The following is a 12,750-nucleotide window of genomic DNA, read 5'->3' on the forward strand; positions in this document are numbered from 1 at the left end:
AGCCGGACAGCGTGGTCCCCGTCGCGTCAGCGCCATGGAGGCCGTGCTGTCCCACCTGCGAGCCACCATCGAGCGGGGTGAGTACGAGGTCGGAGACAAGCTGCCCGCCGAGGCGGCGCTGAGCGCGGAGTTCGAGGTCAGCCGGTCGGTGGTCCGCGAGGCGCTCCGGGGCCTGCAGGCGCTCGGGCTCACCGAGTCGCGCACCGGGCGCGGCACCTTCGTCGTCGCGACCGGTCCGACGGACGACCCGACCTTCGGCGACTACAGCGCCCGTGACCTGTTCGAGGTCCGCAGGCACGTCGAGATCCCGGTCGCGGGCTACGCCGCCGTGCGGCACGACGACGCCGACCTCGACGAGCTGTGGCACCTGGTCGGCCGGATGGACGCCGAGACCGACGACGCCACCTGGGTCGCCCTGGACTCGCTGTTCCACATCACGATCGCGCGGGCGTCGCGGAACCCCGCGTTCGCCAAGGTCATCGAGGAGATCCGGGAGGCGCTGGCCGCGCAGTCGTCGTTCCTGAACAAGCTGGGCGACCGGCGCGAGCAGTCCAACGCCGAGCACCGTCGGATCGTCGCCGCGATCGCCGAACGCTCCGAGGAGCGCGCCGTCGCCGAGATGACCGCCCACCTGGGCCACGTCGAGCAGACCCTGGCCGGGATCGTGCGCGAGGGCGGGGTGACCCGGTGACCGGGACGCGACCCGCCCCCGTCGCCGACCGTGGCGACTCCGGCTACCGCAAGGACCTGCGGGCCCGGCACATCCACATGATCGCCATCGGTGGGGCGATCGGGACCGGGCTGTTCCTCGGTGCCGGCGGCCGCCTCGCCCAGGCGGGACCGGCGCTCGCGCTGGTCTACGCGGTCTGCGGCGTCGTCGCGTTCCTCGTGGTCCGGGCGCTGGGGGAGCTGATCCTCTACCGGCCCTCGTCGGGTGCGTTCGTGTCCTACGCCCGGGAGTTCATGGGGGAGAAGGGCGCCTACGTCGCGGGCTGGATGTACTTCCTCAACTGGTCGACGACCGGGATCGCCGACATCACCGCGATCGCGCTCTACGCGCACTTCTGGTCGTTCTTCACCCCGGTCCCGCAGTGGGTCCTCGCCCTGGTCGCGCTGGCCGTCGTGCTCGTGGTCAACCTGGTGTCGGTGCGGCTGTTCGGCGAGCTGGAGTTCTGGTTCGCCATCGTCAAGGTCGGCGCCCTGGTGGCGTTCATGCTGCTGGGCATCTGGCTGCTGGCGACGCAGACCCCGATCGACGGGGTCACCCCCGGACCGTCCCTGATCACCGGGAACGGCGGGATCCTCCCGGCCGGGCTGCTGCCCGCGGTGCTCATCGTGCAGGGCGTCGTGTTCGCCTACGCCGCGATCGAGATGGTCGGCGTCACCGCCGGAGAGACCGAGCACCCGGAGAAGGTCATGCCGCGGGCGATCAACTCGATCGTCTGGCGGATCGCGCTGTTCTACGTCGGCTCGGTGGTGCTGCTGACGATGCTGCTGCCGTGGACGGAGTACTCCGCCGGGGAGAGCCCGTTCGTCACCGTGCTCGCCCGGCTCGGGCTGCCCGGCGCGGACAGCATCATGAACCTGATCGTGCTCACCGCGGCGCTGTCGAGCCTCAACGCCGGCCTCTACACGACCGGCCGGATCCTGCGCTCGATGGCGGCGTCGGGGTCGGCACCCCGCTTCACCGGGGTGATGAGCCGGCGCGGGGTGCCCTACGGCGGCATCCTCCTGACCTCGTCGATCTGCGTGCTCGGCGTCGGGCTCAACGCGGTGGTCCCGGCGCAGGCGTTCGAGATCGTCCTGAACTTCGCCGCGATCGGCATCCTCGGCACCTGGGGAACGATCATGATCAGCAACCTGCTGTTCGTGCGCCGCTGCCGCCGCGAAGGCGTCGAGCGGCCCGCGTTCCGGCTGCCGGGCGCGCCGTACACGCACGTCGCGACGCTGGTGTTCCTCGCCGCCGTCGTCGTGCTCATGGCCTTCGACGAGGTCGGCCGGATCACCCTCATGGGGCTGCCGGTGATCGTCGGCGCCCTGGTCGCGGGCTGGTACGCGGTCCGCAACCGCATCGACATGTCCGCGTTCGACCGGACCGGTTTCGGCGCGGACGACAGCACGGACCACAGCACGGACGACAGAGAGGACGACACGGTATGACCCAGCTGGCCGCCCCGCCGAGGATCGGGGTACCGGCCCACGAACCGCTGGTGCACCTCCTGCGCGACGGCATGGTCGAGGGGGTGCACCACGGCTCGGTCGTGGTGCTCGCCCCGGACGGCTCGACGCTGTTCGCCGCGGGGGACCCGGACGTCGCGTTCTACCCCCGCTCGACGGCGAAGCCGCTGCAGGCCGCGGCGATGGCCCGGCTCGGGCTGCGACCCGGTCCGTCCGGGTTCGCGATCGCCGCCGCGAGCCACTCCGGCGAGCAGGCCCACCTCGGCGCCGTCCGGGCACTGCTCGGCCCGATCGGCATCGGCGCGCTGGGCAACCCCGCCGACCTGCCCTACGACCCCGAGGAGCGGGACGCCTGGCTCGCCGCGGGCCGGTCGGCGTCGCAGCTGGCGCAGAACTGCTCCGGCAAGCACGCCGCGATGCTGCGGACCTGTCTGCTGCGCGACTGGCCGACCGAGGGCTACCTGGACCCGCGGCACCCGCTGCAGACCGCGATCCGGGAGACCGTCGAGGACCTCACCGGCGCCCCGGTCGCCCGGACCGCCGTCGACGGCTGCGGGGCACCGCTGTTCGCCGTCTCGCTGCGGGGGCTGGCCGGCGCGCTGGCCCGGCTCGTGACGGCCGACCCGGAGTCCCCGGACGGCCTGGTCGCGGCCGGGATGCGCCGGCACCCCGAGCTCGTCGGCGGATCGCGGCGCCCGGTCACCGCGCTGATGCGGGCGGTGCCCGGCCTGCTCGCCAAGGACGGCTTCGAGGCCGTCACCGTCGCCGCGCTGCCGGACGGCACCGCCGTCGCCGTGAAGATCGCCGACGGCGGGCTGCGCGCCCTGCGCCCCGTCGTCACCGCCGCACTCGCCCGGTGCGGCGTCCACCTCCCGCCGGGTCGGACCGACCTGCGGGTCACCGGCCCCCTGGCCACCGCCGAAGGAGAGACCGCATGAGCGCCGTCCGTCACGAGCACGACCTGCTCGGCGACCGCGACGTCCCCGCCGAGGCCTACTGGGGCGTGCACACCGCCCGGGCCCGGGAGAACTTCCCGATCACCGGCACCACCATCGCCGTCTACCCGCACCTGATCGAGGCGCTCGCGGCGGTGAAGGAGGCCGCGGCCCTGGCCAACCGGGAGCTGGGGCTGCTGGATCCGGAGGTGGCCGACGCGATCGTGGCCGCCTGCGCCGAGATCCGGGGCGGGGCCCTGCACGACCAGTTCGTCGTCGACGTCATCCAGGGGGGTGCGGGCACCTCGACGAACATGAACGCCAACGAGGTCGTCGCCAACCGGGCGCTGGAGCTGCTGGGCCACGAGCGCGGCCGCTACGACGTCGTGCACCCCAACGAGCACGTCAACATGTCCCAGTCGACCAACGACGCCTACCCGACCGCGGTCAACGTCGCGACGATCCTGGCGGCGCGCGAGCTGTCGGAGTCGATGCACGTGCTGGAGCGCGCCTTCGCCGCGAAGGCCGTCGAGTTCCACGACGTGCTCAAGATGGGCCGCACCCAGCTGCAGGACGCCGTGCCGATGACCCTCGGGCAGGAGTTCGGCACGTACGCGGTGATGCTGGGCGAGGACCGCGAGCGGCTCACCGAGGCCGCGGCGCTGCTGCACGAGATCAACCTCGGCGCGACGGCGATCGGGACCGGTCTCAACGCCGCACCCGGCTACGCCGAGGCGGCCTGCCGGCACCTGGGCGAGATCACCGGGGTGCCGGTCCGGACCGCGGCCGACCTGGTGGAGGCCACCCAGGACTGCGGCGCGTTCGTGCACCTGTCGGGTGTGCTCAAGCGGATCGCGGTGAAGCTGTCGAAGTCCTGCAACGACCTGCGGCTGCTGTCCTCGGGCCCGCGCGCCGGTCTGAACGAGATCGACCTGCCGCCGGTCCAGGCCGGGTCCTCGATCATGCCCGGGAAGATCAACCCGGTGATCCCGGAGGTGGTCAACCAGGTCGCCTTCGAGGTGATCGGCAACGACGTCGCCGTCACCATGGCCGCCGAGGCCGGACAACTGCAGCTCAACGCGTTCGAGCCGATCATCCTGCACTCGCTGTCGGAGTCGATCACGCACCTGGGTGCCGCGTGCCGGACGCTCGCGACCCGCTGCGTCGCGGGCATCACGGCCAACACCGACGTGCTCCGCGGCTACGTGGAGAACTCGATCGGGCTGGTCACCGCCCTGAACCCGACGATCGGCTACGCCGCCGCCACCGAGATCGCGAAGGAGGCGCTCGCGTCGGGCCGCGGGGTCGTGGAGCTCGTCGTCGAACGGGGCCTGATCCCGGCCGACGAGCTGGCCCGGCTGCTGCGCCCGGAGGTGCTGGCCCGCCCCGGGCTCCGCTGAGAAGGCCCGCGCAGGGCCCGCCGCGGCCCTGCACCCGGTGCGGAACGGGTGTCAGGGCTGCGGCGGGGCCTCGTAGGGGAGTCCGCGGGTCAGGCTGTGCACCCCGCCCGCGGTGAGCAGGCCCCCGAGCGCGATCGCGAAGAGCTCGTCGGCGAGGCGCGCGTCGGCCTCACCGCTCTGCGGGGTGAACCAGTGCTGCATCCAGTCGAGCATGCCGACGACGGCGCGGGCGGCCACGGCGGGCGAGCCCGCCAGCGAGAACTCACCCTTGTCCACCCCCTCGGCCAGCAGCGACTCGACCGCGGCGATGTAGCGGCGGTCCATGTCGTCGAACCGGGCGAAGACCGGCGACCGGAAGCGCCCGACGTGCTGCAGGTACACGAAGGCGGCCGGGTAGTAGTCGGAGAAGATCCGGACCTGGGTCCGGATCAGCTCGCGCAGCCGCATCGCCACGCTGCTGTCGGTGTCGGCCCGCAGCCGGTCGAGCTCGGCGAGCAGCGCCTGCGCCGGCCGGTCCACGACGGCGAGCAGCAGCTCCTCCTTGCTGCCGACGTAGTTGTAGACACTGCCCTTCAGGATCCCGACCCGGGCCCCGATGCTCTCCAGCGTCGCGTTGTCGTACCCGTGCTCCCGGAACTCCTCCCCGGCCGCACGCACGAGGTCCGGCCAGCGACTCGGTCGCGGCATCAGCTCACCCCTTCCCGCTCAGTGCATCGTCCAGCCGCCGTCGACGCACAGCGTCGTGCCCGTCAGGTACGACCCCGCCGGCGACGCGAGCAGCAGCAGCGGCCCGGCCAGCTCGTCGTGCTCGCCGAGGCGGCCCAGCGGGATCCGGTCGACGACGGCGTCGCGCCCGCGCGGGTGCTCCAGCAGCGGGCCGGTCATCTCCGAGGCGAACCAGCCGGGAGCCAGCGTGTTGACCCGGACGCCGTGCCGGGCCCACTGCGCCGCCAGGTCCCGGGTGAGCCCCGCCAGCCCCGCCTTCGACGCCGAGTAGGCCGCCTGCGGCACGGTGCCGGCGGTCAGCCCGAGCACCGAGGAGACGTTGACGATCGCGCCGCCGCGGCCCGCGTCGATCATCCGCCGGCCCGCGGCCGCGGCAATCGCGTAGGCCCCCAGCAGGTTGACCTCCAGCAGCGCGGCCGCCCGCCCGTGGTCGTCGGTCTCCGCGCGGGCGGCGTAGCCGGTGCCGGCGTTGTTGACGAGGACGTCGATGCGGCCCAGCCCGGTGACGGCGGCGTCGACGAGCCGCTCGCAGTGGTCCGGGTCGGCGACGTCGGTGACGACCGCGACGGCGCGGCGCCCGGTGTCGGCGATCGAGCGCCGCACCTGTTCCAGCCGGTCGGCCCGGCGCGCGCCCAGTACGACGTCGGCGCCCGCACCGGCCAGCACCCGGGCGAAGCAGGCACCCAGCCCGGACGACGCGCCGGTGACGACGGCGACCCGGCCGTCCAGCCGGAACCCGCCGGGGAGCGCTGCCGGCGGGTCGGTCACCCGCCCATCCTCCCCGGTCACCGGGCGTCCGGCGGACCCGGGTCGAGCAGCACGGGCAGCCGCTCCATCCCGCGGGACAGCAGCACCGGCGCCCAGCGGAGCCCGTCCTCGTCGACGGTCTGGCCGGGCAGCCGTGCCAGCACCCGGGGCACGGCGACGGCGGCCTCGAGCCGCGCGAGCGGTGCGCCCAGGCAGTAGTGCGGCCCGACCCCGAAGCCGAGCTGGCGGCCCGGTCGGCGGGTGATGTCGAAGCTGTCCGGGTCCTCGAACACCGCCGGGTCGCGGTTGGCCGCCGAGGGGCTGAGGAACACCCGGTCCCCGCGGCGCAGGGTCCGTCCGCGCAGCTCCACGTCCTGCGCCATCACCCGCGCGACGGTCTTGGCGGGACCGTCGAAGCGGAGCACCTCCTCGACCGCGCCGCTCCACCGCTGCGGGTCGGCGTCGAGCAGGGCGCGCTGCCCGGGGTGGCGCAGCAGCGCCAGCACCGCGCTGCCGATCAGGTTCGTGGTGGTCTCGTGCCCGGCGAACAGCAGCAGCACCCCGGTGGCGACGAGCTCGTCGTGGCTCAGCGAGTCGTGCTCGTCGCGCGCGCTGATCAGCGCCGAGAGCAGGTCGTCGGCGGGCTGGCGCTCGTGGGCCGCGACCAGGTCCGCCAGGTAGCCGGTCAGCTCGGCCATCCCGCTCGCCCCGTCGGCGTGCCGCCCGGCGTCGCCCATACCGCCGAACACCAGGCCGGTGATCCGGTCCGACCAGACCTTGAAGTCGTCCTGGTCGCGCCGGGGGACCCCGAGCATCTCGGCGATGACCGAGGCGGTCAGCGGGTAGGCGAAGTCCCGGACGACGTCGAGGGTGCCCGCGCCGGAGGGCGTCGCCGCGTCGAGCAGCTCGTCGGCGAGCTCCTCGACCCGCGGCCGGATCCGGGCGACCGCCCGCGGGGTGAACCCGCGGCTGAGCAGCTTGCGGAGCCGGGTGTGGTCCGGCGGGTCCTTGAAGACCATCCACTCCTCGAGGACCCCGAAGGCGTAGCGGAGCCCGGGGTCGGCGCCCGGACGGTCCAGCTTGGCCCGCCGGTACGGGGCGATCCGGTCGGAGGAGAAGCGCACGTCGCGCAGTGCGGCGTCGACGTCGTCGAACCGGGTGAGGAACCACGAGCGGTACCGCGGGCTCCAGTGCACCGGGTCGTGCTCGCGCAGCGCGGCGAGCAGCGGGTACGGGTCGGCCACGGCCTCCGCGGAGAGCAGGTCGGCGCTGTCGGCGTCGAACGGGGCGGCGTCGGGCGGGGTGGTGGTCACGGTGCCTCCAGGACGGCGACGACGCAGGCGTTGCCGTCGAGGACCGAGACGCCGCCGCCCATCGTCTCGACCAGCCCGATCCGGGCCCCCTCGACCTGCCGGTCCGCCGCCTCGCCGCGCAGCTGCCACACGATCTCCGCGACCTGGGCGAGCCCGGTCGCGCCGAGCGGGTGGCCACGGGAGAGCAGCCCGCCGGACGGGTTCACCGGGTGCCGGCCGCCGAGTGCGGTCAGGCCGGTCTCGGCGGCCCGTCCGCCCGCACCGGGGGGCACCAGCCCGAGCGCCTCGACGGTGACGATCTCGCCGATCGTGAAGGCGTCGTGCACCTCCACGACGTCGACGTCGGACACCGAGTCCAGGCCGGCGGCGGCGAGCGCGTCGGCGGCCGTGTCGCGGGTCAGGTCGTACCCCCACACGTGGGGCGACCGCTCGTTCCACGGCGCGCCGCTGCGCAGCGCCACCCCGCGCACGGCCACCTCCCGGCCCGTCCCGCGGGCCGGTCCGAGCACCGCCGCGGCGGCGCCGTCGGAGGTCGGGCAGCACTGCAGCAGGGTCAGCGGGTCGCTGATCATGCGGGACCCGAGCACCTGCTCGACGGTGTAGGACCCCGCGTACTGGGCGCGGGGGTTGTGCAGGGCGTGCGCGTGGTTCTTCACCGACACCGCCGCCAGCTGCGCGTGCGTGACGGCGCCGAGCGCCAGGTAGCGGGCGGCGCTCATGGCGTAGAGGGCGGGCAGCGCGAGGCCCGAGGCCTGCTCCGGGTCGGACGGCTCGGGGGTGATCGCGCCGTCGAACGCCGCGCTCATCCGCTCGACGCCGAGCGCGAGCACCCGCCCGTACCGGCCGGAGCGGACGGCCTCGCAGGCCTCGGCGAAGGCCGTCGTCCCGCTCGCGCAGGCGTTCTCGACCGTGACCACCGGGATCCCGGTGATCCCGAGCGCGCGCAGCGACCGCTGGGCCACCCCGGGCGCGCCGAACACCGTGCCGACCCAGACCGCGTCGAGCGCCGGGTCCCCGGCGTCGGAGAGCGCCTCGGACACCGCGTCGTGCACGAGCGCGACGGCGTCCCGGTCGGGCCTGCGCCCGAAGTGGGAGGTGCCGACGCCGTGCACCGCGACCCCGGTCACGACGCCACCCCCGCGCCGGTACCGGGCACCGTGCCGACCGCCGGGTCGCCCGCCGCGGTCGGCGCGACGAGCACGACCCGGGAGCCGACCGGCGGCGCGTCCGGTCCGAGCGGAGCGTGGGCGAGGACGCGTGGCCCGTCGTCGAGGTCCACGTAGGCCAGCGCGACGGGCGGCTCCCGCCCGGCGACCGGGATCCGGACGACGGTGCTGCTCCAGACGGTGCCGCCCGGACCGAACGACGCCCGCTCCACCGGTCCGCCGCACGCCGGGCACCGCGGCCACACGTGTGCGGAGACGGCCGCGCACCCCGGACAGCGCAGCCCGGCGAGCCGCCACGTCCCGTCGGCGTCGAGCTCGGAACGGGGGCGTGGGTCGACGGCGTCGGCGTGCGGCACGGGCGGCTCTCCTGGGTCGGGTGTCCCGCCATGAAAACAAACCGAGGGTCAGTTATCAACGACGCACAGGGGCGGTCTGTCCCGCTACGAACGGAGTTCTTGACAGGTCAGGTGAACCAGGTCACTGTTTGCCGGACTGAAAACAACCCGGCGTTTGGCAACGAGGCTACGCCGGCCGAGTGCGGCCAGGAGGTCCGACCGATGCGGTTCGGCTTGTTCACGATGCCCGAGCACCCCCCGCACGAGAACTGGACGCTGTCCTACGACCGGGACATCGACGACATCGTGCTGGCGGAGAAGCTGGGCTTCCACGAGTACTGGATCGGCGAGCACCACACCGGCGGCTTCGAGAACGTCCCGGTGCCCGAGTACATGATCGCCAAGGCGTCCGCGGTCACCAGCCGCATCCGGCTCGGCACCGGCGTGGTCAACCTGCCCTACCAGGACCCGTTCCAGGTGGCGGAGCGCCTCGCGTTCCTCGACCACCTCACCCACGGCCGTCTCGAGTACGGCTTCGGCGGCGGCGGGCTGCCGACCGACCAGGCCCTGTTCGGGCTGGAGCGCTCCGAGGCCAAGCCGCGCACGAACGAGGCGCTGGAGATCATCTGGCAGCTGCTGACCTCCGAGGAGCCGGTCAGCTACGAGGGCCTCTACTGGAAGTACGAGAACCGCCAGCTGCAGGTCGGGCCCTACCAGGAGGTCCCGCCGTTCGCGATCGCCGGGCTCACCGGCACCCACAACTACGCGCGGTGCGGCGAGAAGGGCTGGAAGGCGCTCTCGGTGTACTTCGCGCCCACCGACAACCGCGGCTACACCGACGCGCCCGACCTCGCCGCCCACGCCGCCGCGCTCGTCGGCGCCGCCGAGCAGGCGGGACTCGACCCCGCCGAGGCACGGCGGAACTGGCGGGTCAGCCGCGAGGTCTACGTCTCCGACTCCCGCAACCAGGCGATGAACGAGATCCGGGAGGGCGTGCGGCGCTCCTACGAGTACCTGCTCGGCCTCGGCCTCGGCGCCCTCATGAAGAAGGGCCACGGGATGGACGACGCCGACCTCACCTTCGAGTGGATGGTCGAGGAGATCCCCTGGATCGTCGGCAGCCCGGAGGACTGCATCCGGTCGATCAGGGAGCTGGAGGAGCAGACCGGCGGCTTCGGCACCTTCCTCATCAACACCCGGGACTGGGTGACCACCGACCGCTGGAACCGCTCGCTGGAGCTGTTCGCCCGCTACGTCACCCCGCAGTTCACCCCGCGGGAGAACATGGCCCGCCGCGAGCGGCTGGCGAACGTGGCCCTCGGCCGGGCCTGACCCCGACCCCCTTCGAGATCGGAGCGAGCATGAACAGGTTCGACGGGAAGGTCGCCGTCATCACCGGCGGTGTGCAGGGGATCGGCCGCGGCATCGCGCTGCGGCTGGCCGCGGAGGGCGCCGCGGTGGTGGTCGGCGACCTGCAGGACGACGACACGACCGCCCGCGAGATCGTCGACGCCGGCGGGCGGGCCGCGCACGTCGTGATGGACGTGCGCCGCCCGGGCGACTGGAAGCGCCTGGTCGACGAGGCCGTCGGCGGGTTCGGCGGGGTGCACGCCCTCGGCAACGTCGCGGGCGTCACCAACACCCTCGGGCCGGACAACGTCGTCGACCTCGACGAGGCCGGGTGGGACCACGTCGTCGACACCGATCTCAAGGGCGTCTGGCTGGGGATGCAGGCCGTCATCCCGCGGATGCTCGACGGCGGGGGCGGGTCGATCCTCAACATCGGGTCGATGGCGGCGCTCAAGGGCCTGGAGAACCTGGCCGCCTACAGCGCGGCCAAGGGCGGCGTCGTCAGCCTCACCCAGCAGGTCGCGATGGAGTACAGCCCGCGCGGGATCCGGGTGAACTGCATCTGCCCGGGCACGATCGACACCCCGATCCTCGCCGGGATCACCGACAGCATGCGGGAGAACTTCGTCGCGGCCCACCTGATCCCGCGGCTCGGCACGCCCGCCGACATCGCCGCCGCGGCCGCGTTCCTGCTGTCGGAGGACGCGTCCTTCCTCACCGGGGAGGTCCTGCCCGTCGACGGCGGGTGGAACGCCAAGGGCAGCGCCGGCTGACCGCCGCCGAGACCACCCCGCCGCAGAGAGGACACGCATGAGCAGCGCCGCCGTGCCGCACACCGTCGTCGACGGCACCGACCGTGACGACCGGGGGTTCGCCCGATTCTGGGACGCCGAACGGGAGACCCGCGACCCCCGCGACCGCGACGCGGTGGTGCTGGACCGGATCCGCCACCAGCTGCACTACGCCTACGACCGGCTGCCGTTCTACCGCAGGCACTACGACGCGCACGGCTTCCACCCCGACGACGTGCGCTCGCTCGCGGACTTCACCGCGAAGGTCCCGGTGGTCACCAAGCGGATGCTGGTGGCGGACCAGGCCGAGCATCCGCCGTTCGGCAGCTACACCCGGGACTTCTCCACGCCCGGCGGGTCGACCGGGATCGCCCGGATCCACGGCTCGTCGGGCACCTCGGGGACACCGACGCTCTACGCGGTGTCACGGGGCGACTGGGACCGCGCCGCGGACGTGCACGCGATGGCCCAGTGGTGTGCGGGTGTCCGGCCGGACGACATCGCCCAGGTCGGGTTCCCGTTCGGGCTGTTCTTCGGCGGCTGGGGTGTGCTGCAGGGGCTCGAACGGATCGGCGCGACCGTGTTCCCGCTCGGCGTCACCGACTCCGAGCGGCACCTCGAGCTGATCGGACGGCTCGGGTCGACGGTGTTCACGGCGACGCCGTCGTACTGCGTGCACCTGCTGTCGGTGGCCGAGCGGATGGGCATCGACCTCGCGGCGGGGACGGTCCGCACCCTGCTGGTGGGCGGTGAGCCCGGGGGCTCCCTGCCCGGGACCCGCCACCTCATCGAGCAGGGCTGGGGCGCGACCGTCGTCGACGCGGGGTCGACGTCGGAGATGTACCCGTTCCAGACCAGCGTGGGCTGCACCGCGGGCACCGGCACCCACCTGATCACCGACGAGGTGCACGTGGAGGTCGTCGCCCCCGACGACCCGCACACCGCGGTGCCGGTCGGCGGGCGCGGCGCGGTCGTCTACACCCACCTCTGGCGCGAGTCCCAGCCCATGATCCGGTTCGCGCCGGGGGACGAGACCTACCTCGCCGACGACCCGTGCCCGTGCGGGCGGACCTACCCGCGGATGCCCGAGGGCGTGCTGGGCCGGCTCGACGACATGCTCGTCGTCCGCGGGGCGAACGTCTTCCCGTCGGCGGTCGAGACGGCGCTGCGCTCGGTGGACGGGCTGGGGCCGGAGTTCCGGATCCGGGTCGCTCGCCCGGCCGCGCTGGACGAGATCACGGTGCAGGCCGAGGTCTCGGCGCCCACCGCCACGGCGCTCGACGGCCTGCCCGCCGCAGGCGCTGCGCCGGGCCGTCGCCATCACCGTGCCGGTGGCGCTGCTCGATCCCGGGACGCTGCCCGAGACGACGTTCAAGGCCCGGCGGGTCGTCGACGAGCGTCCGCGGGCCTGACACCGGGCCCGGCGTCAGCGGGCCGGTCCGATGCGGAAGACCAGGTCGGTGCGGTCGTGCTCGAAGCGCAACCGGCGCAACGCCAGCAGCAGCGCTCCGTCGCCCGCGTCGGCGACCGCTTCGACGGCTCCCGCACCTTCCGCCCGCAGCCGGACGACGGCCGCGCCGACGAGCGTGACCAGCGCCGCGCACCGTGCGTGCTCCGGCGTACCGGGTGCGGTCGCGATCTCCGAGATCCCGGCGAGCGCGCCGTCCGGGCCCGGCCGTCGGAGACGGGCGGACCCCCCGGTGACGTCGCGCAGGACCACCTCGCGGTCGTCGTCGGTGCCGGCGACGGTGCCGTCCGGCCGGTCCCGGGTGAGCTGCGGATCGTCGGGTGCGGGTTCGTCGACGGGGA

Annotated in this window: 11 protein-coding genes and 1 pseudogene; 7 read left to right on the top strand and 5 right to left on the bottom strand. The window is 73.9% G+C overall.

Features of this window, described 5'->3' with window-relative positions; translation table 11 throughout:
• The first annotated feature begins 34 nt into the window (after positions 1-34).
• From KPL57_RS01170 to aspA, 4 genes are all read left to right on the top strand, one after another.
• The gene (locus KPL57_RS01170; protein WP_226350044.1) at positions 35-691 is read left to right on the top strand and encodes a FadR/GntR family transcriptional regulator; all 657 of its coding nucleotides are present in this window, start codon (positions 35-37) and stop codon (positions 689-691) included.
• 77 nt (positions 692-768) lie between these two features.
• Positions 769-2,160 carry an amino acid permease gene (locus KPL57_RS01175; protein WP_226350623.1) on the top strand — a complete coding sequence of 464 codons (1,392 nt, stop codon included), beginning with the start codon at positions 769-771 and terminating at the stop codon, positions 2,158-2,160.
• Complete coding sequence (locus KPL57_RS01180; RefSeq protein ID WP_226350045.1) at positions 2,157-3,116, top strand: asparaginase; 960 nt, start codon at positions 2,157-2,159, stop codon at positions 3,114-3,116. The genes KPL57_RS01175 and KPL57_RS01180 overlap by 4 nt, the downstream gene beginning before the upstream one ends.
• Entirely contained in the window at positions 3,113-4,513 is a 1,401-nt protein-coding gene (aspA, locus tag KPL57_RS01185; protein WP_226350046.1) for an aspartate ammonia-lyase, read from the top strand. Before KPL57_RS01180 ends, aspA begins: the two co-directional genes overlap by 4 nt.
• Before the next feature lie 51 nt (positions 4,514-4,564).
• Here aspA and KPL57_RS01190 read toward each other — a convergent pair whose 3' ends face one another.
• From KPL57_RS01190 to KPL57_RS01210, 5 genes are read right to left on the bottom strand one after another with little or no spacing between them, the layout of a single operon-like run.
• Positions 4,565-5,200, bottom strand: a complete 636-nt coding sequence (locus KPL57_RS01190) for a TetR/AcrR family transcriptional regulator (protein ID WP_226350047.1) — start codon at positions 5,198-5,200, stop codon at positions 4,565-4,567.
• Between the two features lie 18 nt (positions 5,201-5,218).
• On the bottom strand, positions 5,219-6,007 hold the full coding sequence (locus tag KPL57_RS01195) for an SDR family NAD(P)-dependent oxidoreductase (RefSeq protein ID WP_226350048.1): 789 nt from the start codon (positions 6,005-6,007) through the stop codon (positions 5,219-5,221).
• 17 nt (positions 6,008-6,024) lie between these two features.
• The gene (locus KPL57_RS01200; protein ID WP_226350049.1) at positions 6,025-7,299 is read right to left on the bottom strand and encodes a cytochrome P450; all 1,275 of its coding nucleotides are present in this window, start codon (positions 7,297-7,299) and stop codon (positions 6,025-6,027) included.
• Positions 7,296-8,426 carry a thiolase family protein gene (locus tag KPL57_RS69225; RefSeq protein ID WP_226350050.1) on the bottom strand — a complete coding sequence of 377 codons (1,131 nt, stop codon included), beginning with the start codon at positions 8,424-8,426 and terminating at the stop codon, positions 7,296-7,298. The genes KPL57_RS01200 and KPL57_RS69225 overlap by 4 nt, the downstream gene beginning before the upstream one ends.
• Complete coding sequence (locus tag KPL57_RS01210) at positions 8,423-8,821, bottom strand: Zn-ribbon domain-containing OB-fold protein (protein WP_226350051.1); 399 nt, start codon at positions 8,819-8,821, stop codon at positions 8,423-8,425. Before KPL57_RS01210 ends, KPL57_RS69225 begins: the two co-directional genes overlap by 4 nt.
• A gap of 201 nt (positions 8,822-9,022) precedes the next feature.
• Between KPL57_RS01210 and KPL57_RS01215 the strand changes: the two genes are divergently transcribed.
• From KPL57_RS01215 to KPL57_RS65780, 3 genes and pseudogenes are all read left to right on the top strand, one after another.
• On the top strand, positions 9,023-10,132 hold the full coding sequence (locus tag KPL57_RS01215; RefSeq protein WP_226350052.1) for an LLM class flavin-dependent oxidoreductase: 1,110 nt from the start codon (positions 9,023-9,025) through the stop codon (positions 10,130-10,132).
• Positions 10,133-10,161: 29 nt separating this feature from the next.
• Complete coding sequence (locus tag KPL57_RS01220) at positions 10,162-10,923, top strand: SDR family NAD(P)-dependent oxidoreductase (protein ID WP_226350053.1); 762 nt, start codon at positions 10,162-10,164, stop codon at positions 10,921-10,923.
• A gap of 1,132 nt (positions 10,924-12,055) precedes the next feature.
• Positions 12,056-12,151, top strand: a pseudogene (locus tag KPL57_RS65780) (hypothetical protein); the annotation flags it as partial.
• Positions 12,152-12,750: the final 599 nt, after the last annotated feature.

It is taken from the genome of Pseudonocardia sp. ICBG601, from assembly GCF_020496245.1.

Bases quoted from the DNA above. Each gene is read 5' to 3' on its own strand.
- KPL57_RS01170 (WP_226350044.1), top strand. From the start codon at position 35: ATGGAGGCCGTGCTGTCCCACCTGCGAGCCACCATCGAGCGGGGTGAG.
- KPL57_RS01175 (WP_226350623.1), top strand. From the start codon at position 769: ATGATCGCCATCGGTGGGGCGATCGGGACCGGGCTGTTCCTCGGTGCC.
- KPL57_RS01180 (WP_226350045.1), top strand. From the start codon at position 2,157: ATGACCCAGCTGGCCGCCCCGCCGAGGATCGGGGTACCGGCCCACGAA.
- aspA (WP_226350046.1), top strand. From the start codon at position 3,113: ATGAGCGCCGTCCGTCACGAGCACGACCTGCTCGGCGACCGCGACGTC.
- KPL57_RS01190 (WP_226350047.1), bottom strand. From the start codon at position 5,200: ATGCCGCGACCGAGTCGCTGGCCGGACCTCGTGCGTGCGGCCGGGGAG.
- KPL57_RS01215 (WP_226350052.1), top strand. From the start codon at position 9,023: ATGCGGTTCGGCTTGTTCACGATGCCCGAGCACCCCCCGCACGAGAAC.
- KPL57_RS01220 (WP_226350053.1), top strand. From the start codon at position 10,162: ATGAACAGGTTCGACGGGAAGGTCGCCGTCATCACCGGCGGTGTGCAG.